Below are 15,630 nucleotides of genomic sequence, written 5' to 3' on the forward strand. Positions count from 1 at the left end.
GCGTCACAGCGGGCCCGCGCGGGCCCTCCGGAACGGGGCGGCATGTCCGCTTTCGGGGCCGGAACGCCTGACCGCCACTGGTACCGAACGTGCGAATGCGTTAGGTTGTGGGAGATCCACCCGCGTGAAAGCGCCCTCAAGCGCGCGCCGGGGCGGGTCCGCACGCGCGCGGGGGACTCCGTGCATGTGAACGGTCACTTCTGAACGAGCCCAAGGAGGCTGCAAATGACTGGCAGCGACAACGGTGCCGTTGCTATCGGGATCGACTTCGGCACGCTCTCGGGCCGCGCCGTCGTCGCGTCGGTGGCGGACGGGCGCGAACTCGCCAGCGCCGAGCACGTCTACGAGCACGGCGCGATCGAGGAGGCCCTGCCCGGTTCCGGCGTCCGCCTGCCGCGCAGCTGGGCACTCCAGTCGCCGAAGGACTGGGTCGACGTCCTCAAGAACGCCGTCCCGGCCGCGCTGGCCGCCGCGGGCGTGAGCGCCGACCAGGTCATCGGTGTCGCGACCGACTTCACGGCGTGCACGATCCTCCCGGCGACCGCCGACGGGACGCCGCTGTGCGAGCTCGACGAGTTTCGGGACCGCCCGCACGCGTGGCCGAAGCTGTGGAAGCACCACGCCGCCCAGGGCCAGGCCGACCGCATCAACGCGGTGGCGGCCGAGCGCGGCGAGTCGTGGCTGCCGCGGTACGGCGGGAAGATCTCCTCGGAGTGGGCCTACGCGAAGGGCCTGCAGCTCCTTGAGGAGGACCCGGAGCTGTACGCGCGCGCCGACCGCTGGATCGAGGCCGCGGACTGGATCATCTGGCAGCTGTGCGGCGAGGAGACCCGCAACTCCTGCACGGCCGGTTACAAGGGCATCGTGCAGGACGGGGAGCGCCCCTCCCGCGAGTACCTGGCGGCCCTGAACCCGGGGTTCGCGGACTTCAACGCGAAGATGGAACACCCGCTGTCGGCGCTGGGCGACAAGGCCGGGGAGCTGACGGCGCAGGCCGCGGAGTGGACGGGCCTGAACGCGGGCACCGTGATCGCCGTCGGCAACGTCGACGCGCACGTCACGGCCGCTTCGGCGAAGGCCGTGGGGCCGGGCCAGATGGTCGCGATCATGGGCACGAGCACCTGCCACGTGGTCAACGGCGAGGAGCTGAAGGAGGCCCAGGGGATGTGCGGCGTCGTGCGCGACGGCATCACCAAGGGCCTGTGGGGCTACGAGGCCGGCCAGTCCGGTGTCGGCGACATCTTCGCGTGGTTCACCAAGAACGGCGTCCCCGCCTCCTACACCGAGGCCGCCGCGGCGCGCGGGGTCTCGATCCACGAGTACCTGACGGAGCTGGCCGCGGAGCAGCCGGTGGGCGCGCACGGCCTGGTGGCGCTGGACTGGCACTCGGGGAACCGCTCGGTCCTGGTCGACCACGCCCTGCACGGCGCGGTCCTGGGGCTGGGGCTCCAGACGAAGCCCGAGGAGATCTACCGGGCGCTCGTCGAGGCGACGGCGTTCGGGACCCGCATGATCGTGGAGACGCTCGTGAAGGCGGGCGTGCCGATCGAGGAGTTCGTGGCCGCGGGCGGGCTGCTGAAGAACAAGTGGCTCATGCAGACCTACTCGGACGTGCTGCGCATGCCGATCACGGTCCTCACCTCGGAGCAGGGCCCGGCGCTGGGCTCGGCGATCCACGCGGCGGTGGCCGCGGGCGCCTACCCGGACATCCACGCCGCGTCGGCGGCGATGGGCAAGGTCGAGCGGAACGCGTACGTCCCGGACGAGGCCCGCGCGGACGCGTACGACCGCCTGTACGCGGTGTACGAGGAGCTGCACGACCACTTCGGGCGCGGCGGTTCGCGCGCGCTGCACACGTTGAACGAGATCGCCGTGGAGGCAGGCAAGTGAGCTACCAGTCGACGCCCGAGGTCCGGGAGATGAAGGAGCGCGTGTGCGCGCTCCACTCCGAGCTGCTGCGCTGGGGCCTGGTGACCTGGACGAGCGGGAACGTCTCGGGCCGCGTCCCGGGCACCGACCTCATCGTCATCAAGCCGAGCGGGGTCTCCTACGACGACCTGACGCCGGAGCTGATGGTCGTGACCGACCTGGACGGGAAGGTCCTCGAAGGGGACCTGTCGCCGTCCTCGGACGCGGAGTCCCACAACGAGGTCTACCGGCGGATGCCCGAGACCGGCGGCGTGGTCCACACGCACAGCCCGTACGCGACGGCGTGGGCCGCGCGCGCGGAGCCGATCCCGTGCGTGCTCACGGCGATGGCCGACGAGTTCGGCGGGGAGATCCCGCTGGGCCCGTTCGCGCTCATCGGCTCGGACGCGATCGGCAAGGGCATCGTGGAGACGCTGCGCGGGCACCGCTCCCCGGCGGTGATCATGCAGAACCACGGCGTGTTCACGATCGGCAAGGACCCGAAGTCGGCCGTGAAGGCCGCCGTGATGACCGAGGACGTCGCCCGCACAGTCCACATCTCGCGCCAGCTCGGCGAGCCGGTGCCGATCCCGCAGGCGGACATCGACTCGCTTTACGACCGCTACCAGAACGTCTACGGCCAGGCCCCGAAGGAGCAGTAGGAAGCAATGGGAACAAAAGAACTGTGGTTCGTCACCGGCAGCCAGCACCTGTACGGGCCGGAGGCGATCGAGCAGGTCTCGCAGAACTCCGCTGACATCGTCGCGGGCCTGGACGGCGCCGGTTCGATCCCCGTGAAGGTGGTCGCGAAGCCGGTCCTGACCACGCCCGAGGAGATCCGGCGGGTCCTGCTGGAGGCGAACTCGTCGGACGAGTGCATCGGCGTGATCGCCTGGATGCACACGTTCTCGCCCTCGAAGATGTGGATCGCGGGGCTGGGCGCGCTCCAGAAGCCGCTGCTGCACCTGCACACGCAGCACAACCGCGACCTGCCGTGGGCCGACATCGACATGGACTTCATGAACCTGAACCAGGCCGCCCACGGCGACCGCGAGTTCGGGTACATGCTCACGCGCCTGCGCCACCGCCGCAAGACCGTGGTGGGCCACTGGGGCGACCCGCAGGTCCAGGAGCGCGTCGGCAGCTGGGCCCGCGCGGCCCTGGGCTGGAACGAGGTCCAGAACCTGAAGCTGGTGCGCTTCGGTGACAACATGCGGTACGTGGGCGTCACCGAGGGCGACAAGACCGAGGCGCAGATCCGCCTCGGCGTCGAGGTGAACACGTACGGCGTGAACGAGCTCGCCGAGCGCGTCGCGACCATCGAGGACAAGGCCGTCGACGAGCTGGCCGCGGTCTACGAGGCCGACTACGACGTGGTCCCGGAGCTGCGCGCGGGCGGCGCCCGCCACGAGTCGCTGCGCGACGCGGCCCGCATCGAGCTGGGCCTGCGCTCGGTCCTCGAAGAGCACGGCGCGAAGGCGTTCACGGACACCTTCGAGGACCTGGGGGCGCTCAAGCAGCTCCCGGGCATCGCGGTGCAGCGCCTCATGGCCGACGGCTACGGCTTCGGCGGCGAGGGCGACTGGAAGACCGCGGTCCTGGTGCGGCTCATGAAGGTCATGGCGACGGGCCTGCCCGGCGGCACCTCCTTCATGGAGGACTACACGTACAACCTGGGCGCGGAGTCCCCGCAGATCCTCGGCGCGCACATGCTCGAAGTGTGCCCCACGATCGCCTCTGAGAAGCCGACCGCGGAGATCCACCCGCTCGGCATCGGCGGCAAGGAGGACCCGGTCCGCCTGGTCTTCACGGCCCCGCCCGGCCCGGCCCTCATGGTCGGCCTGCTCGACCTCGGGACCCGGCTGCGCCTGGTCGCCAACGAGGTCGACGCGGTCGAGCCCGACGAGGACCTCCCGAACCTGCCCGTGGCGCGCGCCGTGTGGGTGCCCCGCCCCGACCTCCAGACCTCCGCGGAGGCCTGGCTGACGGCGGGCGGCCCGCACCACACGTCGTTCACGCAGGCGTTCGGCCGCGAGGTCATGGAGGACTTCGCCGAGATCTCGGGCGTCGAGCTCGTGACGATCGACGGGGACACCAACGCCCGCGAGTTCAAGCAGGAGCTGCGCTGGAACCAGGTGTACCACCACCTTGAGGGCGGCATCTGAGTCCCCGAGCAGGGATGACATGCGCTGAGGGCGGGCCTGCGGGCCCGCCCTTTCGCGTCCCCTAGGAGAACGTCTCGGGCCGCTTGTCGTGCAGCGCGGTGTAGGCCGACCTGATCTCGTCCGTCACGTCCTCGCCGTCGCGCAGGCGCACGAGGAGCGGCACCAGCCAGTGCAGCTCGGCCGCCTCGAACTCGGTCGCGAACATCGGGTTCAGGGCGTCCCCGTCGAGGACGCGGTCGATCGGGACGGTGCCGCCCGCGTTCGCGGCGTGCGGGCCGATGGAGAACGACACGGTCGAGTCCTTCCCGTCCGGGTGGACGCCCACTTCGACGGGGTGCGGCCAGCGGCCGGGCCCCGTCCGCGCGACCACCATGAACTGCCGCCTGGGTGCGGGCTTGCGCTGCTTCGCCATGCACCGAGCATGACCGACGGGTCCGACATCCGCGAACCGGGCGTACTGTCGGACCCCTCTGGCACCCTCGGGGGCATGGACACGAGATTCCAACTGACCGTCGACTGCGCCGACCCGCAGCGGATGGTGGCGTTCTGGGCCCCGGCCCTCGACTACGTTCCCGAGCCGCCGCCGGAGGGGCACGCGACCTGGCGCGCCTACTGGGAGTCGCTCGGCGTGCCCCCGGAGGAGCTGCCGCCCGGCGCGGGCGACCTCCCCGAATCGATCGTCGACCCCACCGGGCGCGGGCCGCGCGTGTGGTTCCAGGCCGTTCCGGAGGCGAAGTCGCTCAAGAACCGGTTCCACTTCGACCTGAAGCCCGGCGGCGGGCGCGGCGTCCCCCGGGACGTGCGCATCGAGCGCGTCGGCGCCGTGGTCGACCGGATGGTCGAGGCCGGTGCCACGGTGGTGCGCGTCAACGACGACCCCGACTCCGGGCACTACGCCGTGGCGCTGCTCGACCCGGAGGGCAACGAGTTCGACGTGGTCTAGCGCTTGGGCTGGAGGCGCTCGCGCACCCGGTCGGGGTCGAGGATCGCGTCCCACGCGATCTCGGCCGCGCCGGTGAGCGGGCCCGCCGCCCCCACGGTCCCCGCGAGGATCTGCGGCGGCTCGTCGCGGCGGAACGCCATGAGCCCTTCGGCGCAGTGCGCCTCGATCACCTCGCGGCGCAGCCGGATCAGGTCCACGCCGAGCCCGGAGAGGCTGATCGCCTCGGGGTCGAGCGCGTTCGCGAGCGCCCCGAGGCCCCGCCCGAGGGCCGCCGCGTTCGCGTCGACCGCCTCCGTCGCCTCCGCGTCGCCGTCCTCGGCCCGGCGCAGGACCTCCCGGGCCAGTCCGCGGCCCTCGCCGTAGCCGGGCCGCGTCCCGAAGCGGCGCACGAGGGCGTTGGCGCCCACGTCGAGGCTCCAGCATCCGCGCACGCCGCACATGCATTCGAGGGGCGACCCGGTCAGCGGCATGTGCCCGAACTCGCCCGCGACGTTGTGGGCGCCGCGCTGGGCGTCGCCGCCGAGCAGGAGCGTCCCGCCGATGTCGAAGTCGATGTGGAAGTGCATCGCGGTCCCCTTGCCGCGCAGCGCGCCCCGCCGCGCCTCCGCGAGCCCCGCGAGCCGTGCGTCGTTGTCGATCACCGTGACCGGCCAGTCGTCGCCGACGAGCGCGCCGAGGTCCACCTCGTCCCAGCCGAGGTGCGAGATGTGGAGCCGGTGCCCGTCCCGGATGGGCCCGGACGTGGCGAAGCCGAGCACCGCGAGCCGGTCGCTTTCGTGCCGCGCCACGGCCGCCCGGATGTCGGCGAACGCCCGCGGGGTCCGGTCGTGCTCGCCCCCTTCGAGTTCGGTGATCCTTCCGCCGAGCTCCACGGACGCGAGCGTCCAGGTGTCCTCGCGGAAGTCCACCGCGAACGCCAGGGGCCCTTGCGGATGCGGGACGAGCAGTGTCGTGGGCCGCCCGCGCCCGCCGGCCTCGGCGGGGACCTCGTGGAGGAGCCGCGCGGCCTCCAGTTCGCCGACGAGCGCGGCGGCGGTGTTGCGGCCGATGCCCAGCAGCCGGGCGGCCTCGGCCCGCGTGAACGGCGCGGCCGCGTCGTGGACGGCGCGCAGGAGCCGGACCTGGTTGCGGGTCCGGAGGTCGGCGCTCGTCATCGTCTGCGGCATACGGGGATTATGCCAGCCGCCAGATTTTTGTGCCCGCCGAGAACAAAACCGTTGACGGCCCGACCCGCGGCCTGTTATGTTCACATCGAGAACAAAAACCGACCCGGAACCAGGACCCCCATGTCTGACCCGCTCGCGCTCCGCCGCGCCCGCCTCGGCCTCCACGGCGCCTTCGCCGTCTCCGGCCTCGTCATGGGCGCCTGGGCCGCGTCCCTCCCCGGCATCGACGCCCGCCTGGGCCTCGGCGAAGCCCGCCTCGGCACCGCGCTCCTGCTCATCCAGCTCACCGGCCTCGCGTCCATGGCCCTCGCCGGGCGCATCGCCGACCGGATCACCTCCCGCCGCCTCCTCCTGTGGACCGCCCCCGCCACGCAGCTCGTCCTCATCGCCCCCGCGCTCGCCCCGAACTACGCGACGCTCCTCGCCGCGGCCGCCCTCTACGGCGTCGGCGTCGGCTTCATCGAAGTCGGCATCAACGCCCACTCCGTCGAACTCGAACAGCGCTTCGGACGCCCGATCATCTCCGCGTTCCACGGCCTCTGGAGCCTCGGCAGCGCCGCAGCCGGAGCCCTCACCTCCCTCGGCCTCGTCCTCGGCTTCGGCAACCAGGCCATCCTCATCGCCGTAGCCATCGCCGCCACCGCCCTCATGGCGGCCACCACCCGTCCGCTGCTGCCGCCCCCGGGTCAAGACACGAGAGGTACCCAGGGCGGCGGCAGCGGATCTCCCGCCCCCGCGGCGAAGATCGGCGCCGTCCTCCTCGCCGCCCTCTTCCTCCTCGGCCTCGGCGGCCACCTCGTCGAATCCGGCGCCATCGACTGGGCGAACCTCCACGCCGCCAACGTCCTCCACGCCGACGACGCCCTCGCGCCCCTCTCCTACACCGTCTTCGCCGTCGCCATGACCGTCTTCCGCCTCCTCGGCGACCCCGTGCGCGCCCGCCTCGGCCCCGGCCGCACCCTCCTGTGGGCCGGCGCCCTCGCCGCCGCCGGGTACGCCCTGGTCCTCACCTCCGGCGCCGCGGGCGGCCTCGCGCTCGCCTGGACCGGATGGGTCCTCGCCGGGACCGGCATCGCCGTCATGGTCCCCGTCCTCTTCAGCGCCATCGGCCAAGCCGGAGGCACGCCCTCGAACGTGGCCCTCATCTCCATGTCCGGCTCCGCGGGCCTCCTCGTCGGCCCCGCCGCCATCGGCTTCCTCTCCGAAGGCACCAGCCTCACCACCGGGCTCCTCGTCCCCGCCGCCCTCGCCGCGTTCATCGCCGTCGGCGGCCCCCTCACCATGCGCCGCCTCGCGCGGCGAACGCCACACCCCGCGCCCGTCGCGGCCGCTACCGGCGCTCACGTATGATTGCCAGCGCAGAAGGGGAGTAGCTCCCAACGCTGCGGTCGACACACTGGCGCCCTCGGGCGCCCGGCCGCACGGCCTCGACACCGAGGCGAGCGAGACCTTCGACCAAGGCCGTACGGCCGGGTCGAGGTCCTGTCTATCCTCCTCCCGGCGTGAACACTGGGAGGATCACCCTCAATGGAAGCTCTGCTCATCGCCGCTGGCGTCGCGTTCGGCGCCATCTTCGTCGGCGAGCTCGGCGACAAGAGCCAGCTCATGGCCCTCACGTTCGCCACGAAGTACCGGCTCCGCACCGTCATCCTCGGACTCGTCATCGCCATCGGCGCCCTCATCGGCCTCTCCGTCGGCGTCGGCGCCGCCGTCGGCAACCTCCTGCCCACCGACTGGATCCGCCTCGCCGCCGCCGTCATGTTCATCGGCTTCGGCCTGTGGGGCCTGCGCAAAGGCCAGGACGAGGACGACGAGGACGGCCCCGTCAAAGAGCGCCGCTCCGGCCTCCTCACCGTCATCACCGCCATGTTCCTCGCCGAGTTCGGCGACAAGACCATGATCATCGGCATGGGCCTGGGCTCCAGCTACAACGGCTGGGGCGTGTGGGTCGGCGGCACCCTCGGCATGCTCGCCGCGGACCTCCTCGCCGTGTTCGCGGGCGCCTGGGTCGCCAAGCGCATCCCCGAGAAGGTCGTCCGCTACGTCTCCTCCGGACTGTTCCTCGTCATCGGCGTGCTGCTGGGCGTCGAGGCCGTGACGGCGCTCGCGGGCTAAGCTGGCGGTCATGCCGAAACCGGACGAGAACGAGGACACCGCCGTCATCTACACCGACGGCGCCTGCGCGGGGAACCCCGGCCCCGGCGGCTGGGGCGTGTACTTCAAATGGGGCGACCACGAGAAGGAGCTGTACGGCTCCGACAAGGCCACCACCAACAACCGCATGGAGCTCATGGCCGCCATCCAGGCCCTGGAGGTCCTCAAGCGGCCCATGGCCGTCGTGCTCTACACCGACTCGTCCTACGTCCGCAACGGCATCCTGACCTGGATGAACGGCTGGAAGCGCAACGGCTGGGTCAACTCCAAGAAGGAACCGGTGAAGAACGCCGACCTGTGGCGGCGCCTCGACGAGGCCGCCGCCCGCCACGAGGTCGACTGGCGCTGGGTCAAGGGCCACTCCGGCGACCCCGGCAACGAGCGCGCCGACAAGCTCGCCGTCCAGGGCCGCGACGAGGCCGCCGGGCGCCGCTGAGGCCCCGCCCCCGCGCCGCCCGGCCCACACCTTCCCCGGCCCTGACCGCCGGTCCCCGATGAGAATGGAACAATCACCGTCATGAGCGACCAGGTACCGTCACGATTCTCCGGAGGCGTCGACCTCAGCACCCTCGCCGCCGCCGCGCAGGCGCAGCAGCAGAGCGCCTCCTACGGGGCGCCCGCGGGAGCCGTCCTCGACGTCACCGACGCCACGGTCCAGACCGACGTCCTCGAACGCTCCCTCGACGCGCTCGTCGTCGTCGCGTTCTGGGCCGACCAGGTCCCCGAGAGCCTCCAGGTCCGCGACACCCTCCAGGTCCTCGCGGGCGAGGCCGCCGGCGCCTGGGTCTACGCCCGCGCCGACGTCCTGGAGAACCAGCAGCTCGCCGCCGCCCTCCAGCTCCAGGCCCTCCCCGCGGTCGTCGCCCTCGCCCAGGGCCGCCCCCTCGACCTCCTCCAGGGCCCCCAGACCGAGCAGGCCCTGCGCCAGTGGATCGGCCGCGTCACCCAGGCCGCCGGACTCGACGTCCCGCAGCCGGTGGACCCCGAGCTCGCCCGCGCCGAGGCCCTCCTCACCGAAGGCGACCTCGACGGCGCCGAGGCCGTCTACGACAGGTACCTCAAGAACCACCCCGCGTCCGACGAGGCCGAGGCCGGCATCGCGCAGGTGCGGATGATCCGCCGCGTCGGGGCCCTCCCCGACGACGCCGTCGCCCTCGCCGACGCCGACCCCGACAACATCGACCTCGCGCTGGCCGCGGCCGACCTCCAGCTCCTCTCCGGGCAGGCCCCGGCCGCCTACGAGCGGCTGATCGGGTTGGTGGCCAAGAACTTCGGCGAGGACCGCGAGCGCGTGCGCAAGCGCCTCGTGGAGCTGTTCACCGTCGCCGGCTCGGACGACCCGGCGGTCGCCAAGGCCCGCCGCAAGCTCAGCGCCGTCCTCTTCTAGACGACCGGAACCGAACGGCCCCAAGCATTCACGGACCTCCGCGGCACCCGCACGCCGCGGAGGTCCGGCCGTTCGGAGGAGGTAGATCACCTGGTGCCGCGGCGTTCCCTGTGCCAAGCTAGTGCCTGTCCGGTGAATCAGAACGGCCGTTGTCCGGCCCGTTCGCCCGCTCGCTGCGTTGTCGGGCCCTCCGAATACAACACCGGTATTCGGAGGAGCCTCCGCCTTGCGAGCGAACGAACGGACTCGGACACCGACTCGCCCTGATTCACCGGACAGGCACTACGGAACAGCGTGATGGTGGGAGGTGACAGTGCCGGCGACTCGGACGAGACGCGTGGCCGTCCTCGACGCGCCCTCGAACCTCGGCCTCCGCCCGCCCACCCAGCACACCGTCCCCGGCGCCGCGAAAGCCCCTGGGGCCCTTCGCGACCACCGGCTCCTCGCCCGCCTCAACGCGGTCGACGCCGGATGCCTCACCCCGCCCCGCTTCGACGCCTCCGCATGGCGCCCCGGCGACGGCGTCGGCCAGGCCAAGGCCATCGCCGAGTACACCCGCCGCCTCGCCGACCGGGTCGAGCGCCTCTGGCAGGAGCGCCGCTTCCCCCTCGTCCTCGGCGGCGACTGCTCGATCCTCCTCGGCCCCGTCCTCGCGGCCCGCCGCCGCACCGAACGCGACCGCAAACCCCGCGGCCTCGTCTTCATCGACGCGCACTCCGACTTCCGCCACCCCGGGAACTCCCAGTACGTCGGCGCCGCCGCCGCAGAGGAGCTCGCGCTGGCGACCGGGCGCGGCCAGCCGGACCTCACCGACATCGGCGGCCTGCGCCCCTACGTCGACACCGACCACCTCGTCATGCTCGGCCTGCGCTCCGACGACCCCCACCGGGTCGAGCTCGAAGCCACGGGGATCTCACTGCGCACCGTCCCGGCCCTGCGCGCGGGCGGCGTCGGCCGCAGCGCCGAGTGGGCCCTGGACGCGGTCGGGGACGTCGCCACGTTCTGGCTCCACGTCGACGTCGACGTCATCGACCCGTCGATCCTGCCCGCGGTCGACGGCCCCGCCCCCGGCGGCATCTCCCTCGGCGAACTCGGCCAGATCATCACCACCTGCGCCGCCGACGACCGGTGTGCGGGCATGGACTTCACCGTCTTCGACCCCGACTACGACCCGGACGGCGAGCACGCGAAGGCCCTCACCGACCTCCTCGTGGAGACCCTCCAGTAGCGGCGCCGATCTTCCGGAACCGCTGAACCGCGGCCCCGATTCGGGTAGAGCTGGTTGGGAGCACTCGGAGGAGGGGCGCCCATGGCACGCACCGCGACGACCCGCAGGCGCTGGACCCTCGTCGCGGCCGCGGCCGTCGCATTGGCCGCGCTCGCCGTCCTCGCGGTCGTCCTCATCGCCCGCGCCTCCGCGCCCGAACCCGTGTACGTCGCGGTCGCCGGGGACCTCGGCGGCGCCGACACCGCGGAGATCGAGACCGACCTCCTGCCGGGCGTGCAGCTCGCCGCCGACCGCCTCAACCAGGCGGGCGGGATCGACGGCCGCGACGTCGAGATCCTCGCCTACGACGACGGCGGCGACCCGCTCAAGGCCAAGGAGAACGCCGAGGCCATCGTCGCCGACGGCCGTGCGATCGCCGTCATCGGCCACACCACGACCGACCCGTCGATCGCCGCTTCACCGGTCTACGCCGCGGCCGGCATCCCCGCGATCAGCCCGTCCGCCACCGGCGACGACCTCACCGCGGACCGGCCCTGGTACTTCCAGGGGATCTTCGACAACACGCAGCAGGGCGCGTTCCTCGCCGCGTACGTGGACGCCGTCCTCGGGCTCGACCGCGCCACGATCGTCCACGGCGACGACCGGTACGGCACCGACATCCACCAGGGCTTCAGCTCCGCGTTCGGCGGCACCGAGCGGGACCTCGCGATCGACCTCGCCGGGGACACCGACGCCGCGATCGACGCCGCCGTCGCCTCGATCGCCGCCGACCCCGACCGCGGTGCGATCGTCCTCGGCCTGCGCTCGGACCTCGCCGGACGCGTCATCCCGGGGCTGCGCGCCGCGGGCGTCACGGAGCCGGTCATCGGCGGCGACAAGCTCTCCTCGGAGGTGTTCACCGCCGAGGTCCACGACGCGCTCCTCGCGGACGGCGCCGACGAGGCCGCGCTCACCGCGCCGATCTACGCGACCGCGCCGGTCCTCACCGACTCGCTGACCGGCGAGTCCCTGAAGTTCCTGCTCGCGTTCGTGCGCGAGCACGGGTACGTCCCGGACTGGCCCGCGCTCACCGGCGGCGACGCCCTCGCGCTCATCGCCCACGGCCTCGAAGGGGCGAGCCTCGACCCGGCCGACCGCGCGGCCGACCGGGAGCTGCTGCGCGACGCGTGGGCCGCCACCGACTCGCCCGAGACCGCCGCGGAGGGCCTCACCGGGCCCCTGTACTTCGACGACCGGACGCTGGTGCGGCCGGTCCGCATGGGCATGTTCAGCGGCACCCGGCCCGTCTCGGCCCCGGTGCAGCTCGTGCCGTACACGCCGACCTCCGGGCAGGACGCGGGCGCGGAGCTCGCCGACGGGACGGCCGTCGAGTTCGAGGAGGAGGTGCTCATCCCGTCCCAGATCGTCAGCACCGGCGTCAACATCAACGAGGTCCGCGACCTCGACACGCAGGCCGGGACGTTCTCCGCCGACATGTTCATCTGGTTCAACTACACCGGCGGCGACGACGTGCTCGACGTGTGGTTCCCCAACTCGGCCGACAAGAGCCTCACGCTCGGGGAGCCGTTGGAGGCCAAGCAGGTCGGCGACACGAAGTACCGCCTGTTCCACGTCGAGGGGACCTTCAAGGCCGACCTGGAGTTCCGCCGGTTCCCGTTCGACGTGCAGCACCTGCCGATCGTGCTCCAGAACCGCACCCTGCCCGACAGCAGCGTCGTCTACGTCCTCGACGCGGCCGTGCGCGCCCAGACCCAGGCCGAGCGGCTCGCGAGCGCGGGCGACGCCGCCGCGACCATCGACAGCATCCCCAACTGGCGGGTCGACCAGGCCCTGTTCACCGCCGAGACCGTCGGCACCACCGCGAACATGGGCGACCCGGGCGCCGACAGTGCGGGCGGGCTCTACTACAGCCAGTTCGTGACGGACCTCCAGGTGCGGCGGGACGTCGGCGGCTTCCTCGTCAAGAACCTGCTCCCGCTGGGGCTGCTCGTGATGGCCACGTACGTGTCCCTGTTCCTCGGCTACGACGCCGTGACCTCGCGCGTCTCCATGGCGATCACCGGCATCCTCTCCAGCGCGGTCATGCTCAACTCGGTCACGGGCGTGCTCCCCGCGATCTCCTACACCGTGGCCATCGAGTGGCTGTACTACCTGTTCATCCTCATATGCGTCGGCCTCCTCGTCATCGACCTCGTCGGCTCCTCCTGGGCCGCCCAGGGCCGCAAACGCCGCCTCAAATGGCTCACCATCGGCTCCCGAATCGCCTACCCGGTCGTAGTGATCGGCGCCGCGATCACCTATTGGGCGGTCTTCGGCTGACACCTCGCGTTAAATGCGTTGATCATTCGCGCCCGCGCATAGGACCATTGACCACGCAACGCGCGCAATTTTGTCCACAGTGTCCCCTCTGAGAGGAGCCCGCCCCCATGTCCTTCACCGAACTCCAGTCCAAAGCGGCTCCGATCCGCCTGTGGGGCGACGTCGACGCCGTCGAGCCCCAGGCAAAGTCGCAGCTGTACAACATCGCGAAGCTGCCGTGGGTCCACGGCGTCGCGGTCATGCCCGACGTCCACTACGGCATCGGCGCCACCGTCGGCTCCGTCATCGCCATGCGCGGCGCGGTCTCCCCGGCAGCCGTCGGCGTCGACATCGGCTGCGGCATGACAGCCCAGCGGACCTCGCTCACCGCCGACGACCTCCCCGACGACCTCGGGCACCTGCGCTCGAAGATCGAGGCCGCGATCCCGGTCGGCCAGGCGATGCACAAGAGCTCCGTCGACGTCGGCCACCTCAAGACCGGCCTCCACGGCTGGCACGAGTTCTGGTCCGGCTTCGACGACCTCGCCAAGTCCCCGGCCCGCCGGGCCGAGGCCAAGGCCGCCAAGCAGCTCGGCACTCTAGGCGGTGGCAATCATTTCATCGAAGTTTGTCTATCCGATGACGGCCAGGTCTGGCTCATGCTCCACTCCGGCTCCCGCTACATCGGCAACGCCCTCGCCCAGTACCACATCGAGAAGGCGAAGGGCCTGCCGCACAACACGGACCTGCCGGACCCGGACCTCGCGGTCTTCATCGCCGACACGCCCCAGATGGAGGAGTACCGGCGCGACCTGTTCTGGGCGCAGGACTACGCCCGCCGCAACCGGGCCGTCATGATGGCCCTGCTGCGACAGGTCGTCCGGAAGAAGTTCCCGAAGGCCCGCTTCGAGCCCGAGATCTCCGTCCACCACAACTACGTCGCGGAGGAGGTCCACTACGGTGAGAACCTCCTGGTCACCCGCAAGGGCGCCATCCGGGCGGGGTTCGGGGACATGGGGATCATCCCCGGTTCGATGGGTGCTTCGAGCTTCATCGTCCGCGGCCTCGGCAACGGCGAGGCGTACGAGTCCGCCTCCCACGGCGCGGGCCGCCGGATGAGCCGCAACGCCGCCCGCAAGCGCTTCACCGCCCTGGACCTCATCGCCCAGACCGAGGGCGTCGAATGCCGCAAGGACCCCGGCGTCATCGACGAGATCCCGGCCGCCTACAAGGACATCGACGAAGTCATCGCCGCCCAGTCCGACCTCGTAGAAGTCACCGCCCGCCTCCGCCAGGTCGTCTGCGTCAAGGGCTGACCGCCCCCACCGGGCCGGACGCGCATAGCGCGTCCGGCCCGGCGCTTTGTCTGTCCTGGTTGGGATGTCGGGACCGGGCCTCCCGGTTGGATTCCGGTGCACGTTCGGTCGGCAATCGCCGTTGGGGTTCCTTGTGTCGCAGTTGTCGAACTACACTCGGTGACTCGACCCCGACTGCCTGAAAGCCCTTGAATGAGCGACTCCTCCGCTGCCGGTCAGGAATCCGAACCCCCGAACCCCGATGCGCCTGCGGCCCCACCGCCGCCTCCGGCTCCGATGTACTACATCCCGGTGTACCCGGTCTACCCGGCAGCCCCTCCGCCTGCGCCGCCCCCGCCTGGGCCCGAAAACGGCATGGGCGTGGCCGCTTTGGCGATAGGCATCTCGGGCCTCGCCTTGAGCTGGGTTCCCTGCTGCGTCGGGTTCGTCGCGGGAGCGCTCGCGGTGATCTTCGGCTCGATTGGTACGGCCAAGGCCGACCAAGGTCTGGCGACGAACCGGTCCTCCGCGCATGCCGGGCTGGTGACAGGAGTGATCGCAGTAGTCCTCAACGTGATCGTGACCGTCGTCGCCTACTCCTCAGACTGATCGGCGTCCTGCGACGGGCGCGCCTCGGACTGGGGGACGTCCAGGACCGCCTTGTACGGGGCCAGGAGGGCGACGACCTTTTCTAGGGCTCCTGACTCCTCCCAGAGGTCGTGCCATTCGTTGTCGCGGGGGTTGGCGGTGATGCGGAGGAGGGTTCGGCGGGCGAGGTCGTGGAGGGGTTCGGGGTTGAAGGGGTGGGCGGCGAGGAGGTCGGTGATGCGGTCGGTGGGGGAGGGGGCGCCGAGGCGGATTGCGGTGAGTACTGCGGCGGCGACCGCGGCTTGGGCCTCCGGGTTCTCGATGTAGTCGAGGACGACGAGGACTTCGAGCATGGCGGCTTCGAGGCGCTCGGTGTTCGCGTCGGGGTCGTCGGTGAGGGCGCCGACGCAGTCCCAGGCGCCGTCGTTGTCGAAAGGTCCGTAATCCCAGGCGCCCATGCGCTGCTCCTTCGGGGGTCGATGGTGGTCCGAAGTGTAG

The 15,630-nt window shown here is 71.7% G+C and carries 15 protein-coding genes; 12 read left to right on the forward strand and 3 right to left on the reverse strand.

Going from position 1 to position 15,630, the window contains the following annotated elements; genetic code table 11:
- The first annotated feature begins 225 nt into the window (after window positions 1–225).
- Genes araB through araA form a run of 3 tightly spaced genes read left to right on the forward strand, consistent with a single transcriptional unit; the run spans window position 226 to window position 4,073 of the window.
- Window positions 226–1,890, forward strand: a complete 1,665-nt coding sequence (gene araB, locus AB0A65_RS21440) for a ribulokinase (RefSeq protein WP_359953678.1) — start codon at window positions 226–228, stop codon at window positions 1,888–1,890.
- Window positions 1,887–2,570 (forward strand): L-ribulose-5-phosphate 4-epimerase, encoded by a 684-nt coding sequence (locus AB0A65_RS21445; RefSeq protein WP_359953680.1) that lies wholly within the window; start codon window positions 1,887–1,889, stop codon window positions 2,568–2,570. Before araB ends, AB0A65_RS21445 begins: the two co-directional genes overlap by 4 nt.
- A 6-nt stretch (window positions 2,571–2,576) precedes the next feature.
- Window positions 2,577–4,073: an L-arabinose isomerase gene (araA, locus tag AB0A65_RS21450; protein WP_359953682.1), complete on the forward strand. Its 1,497-nt coding sequence runs from the start codon at window positions 2,577–2,579 to the stop codon at window positions 4,071–4,073.
- 61 nt (window positions 4,074–4,134) lie between these two features.
- On the opposite strand, the gene AB0A65_RS21455 is transcribed toward araA, so the two are convergent.
- Window positions 4,135–4,485, reverse strand: a complete 351-nt coding sequence (locus AB0A65_RS21455; RefSeq protein WP_359953684.1) for a hypothetical protein — start codon at window positions 4,483–4,485, stop codon at window positions 4,135–4,137.
- 75 nt (window positions 4,486–4,560) lie between these two features.
- Here AB0A65_RS21455 and AB0A65_RS21460 point away from each other — a divergent pair, with 75 nt between their 5' ends.
- Window positions 4,561–5,016: a VOC family protein gene (locus AB0A65_RS21460; protein WP_359953686.1), complete on the forward strand. Its 456-nt coding sequence runs from the start codon at window positions 4,561–4,563 to the stop codon at window positions 5,014–5,016.
- Here the strand turns inward: AB0A65_RS21460 and AB0A65_RS21465 are convergent.
- Window positions 5,013–6,182, reverse strand: a complete 1,170-nt coding sequence (locus AB0A65_RS21465; protein WP_359953688.1) for an ROK family transcriptional regulator — start codon at window positions 6,180–6,182, stop codon at window positions 5,013–5,015. The genes AB0A65_RS21460 and AB0A65_RS21465 overlap by 4 nt on opposite strands.
- Before the next feature lie 120 nt (window positions 6,183–6,302).
- On the opposite strand from AB0A65_RS21465, the gene AB0A65_RS21470 reads away from it, so the two are divergent.
- The 8 genes from AB0A65_RS21470 (at window position 6,303) to AB0A65_RS21505 (ending at window position 15,153) form a co-directional block, all read left to right on the forward strand.
- Window positions 6,303–7,532 carry an MFS transporter gene (locus tag AB0A65_RS21470; protein ID WP_359953690.1) on the forward strand — a complete coding sequence of 410 codons (1,230 nt, stop codon included), beginning with the start codon at window positions 6,303–6,305 and terminating at the stop codon, window positions 7,530–7,532.
- A gap of 177 nt (window positions 7,533–7,709) precedes the next feature.
- The gene (locus AB0A65_RS21475; protein WP_359953692.1) at window positions 7,710–8,297 is read left to right on the forward strand and encodes a TMEM165/GDT1 family protein; all 588 of its coding nucleotides are present in this window, start codon (window positions 7,710–7,712) and stop codon (window positions 8,295–8,297) included.
- A gap of 10 nt (window positions 8,298–8,307) precedes the next feature.
- A complete protein-coding gene (rnhA, locus tag AB0A65_RS21480) occupies window positions 8,308–8,772 on the forward strand; it encodes a ribonuclease HI (protein WP_359953694.1) in 465 nt (154 codons plus the stop codon).
- Window positions 8,773–8,853: 81 nt separating this feature from the next.
- On the forward strand, window positions 8,854–9,723 hold the full coding sequence (locus AB0A65_RS21485; RefSeq protein WP_359953696.1) for a tetratricopeptide repeat protein: 870 nt from the start codon (window positions 8,854–8,856) through the stop codon (window positions 9,721–9,723).
- A 337-nt stretch (window positions 9,724–10,060) separates the two neighbouring features.
- A complete protein-coding gene (locus AB0A65_RS21490; protein WP_359953697.1) occupies window positions 10,061–10,951 on the forward strand; it encodes an arginase family protein in 891 nt (296 codons plus the stop codon).
- 81 nt (window positions 10,952–11,032) lie between these two features.
- A complete protein-coding gene (locus AB0A65_RS21495) occupies window positions 11,033–13,270 on the forward strand; it encodes an ABC transporter substrate-binding protein (protein WP_359953699.1) in 2,238 nt (745 codons plus the stop codon).
- A gap of 107 nt (window positions 13,271–13,377) precedes the next feature.
- Window positions 13,378–14,565: an RtcB family protein gene (locus AB0A65_RS21500; RefSeq protein ID WP_359953701.1), complete on the forward strand. Its 1,188-nt coding sequence runs from the start codon at window positions 13,378–13,380 to the stop codon at window positions 14,563–14,565.
- A 192-nt stretch (window positions 14,566–14,757) separates the two neighbouring features.
- The gene (locus AB0A65_RS21505) at window positions 14,758–15,153 is read left to right on the forward strand and encodes a DUF4190 domain-containing protein (protein WP_359953702.1); all 396 of its coding nucleotides are present in this window, start codon (window positions 14,758–14,760) and stop codon (window positions 15,151–15,153) included.
- Here the strand turns inward: AB0A65_RS21505 and AB0A65_RS21510 are convergent.
- Window positions 15,138–15,590 carry a DUF4259 domain-containing protein gene (locus AB0A65_RS21510; RefSeq protein ID WP_359953704.1) on the reverse strand — a complete coding sequence of 151 codons (453 nt, stop codon included), beginning with the start codon at window positions 15,588–15,590 and terminating at the stop codon, window positions 15,138–15,140. The genes AB0A65_RS21505 and AB0A65_RS21510 overlap by 16 nt on opposite strands.
- Between the last annotated feature and the right edge of the window lie 40 nt (window positions 15,591–15,630).

The organism is Glycomyces sp. NPDC047010, from assembly GCF_040644205.1.
Taxonomy (GTDB): domain Bacteria; phylum Actinomycetota; class Actinomycetes; order Mycobacteriales; family Micromonosporaceae; genus Glycomyces.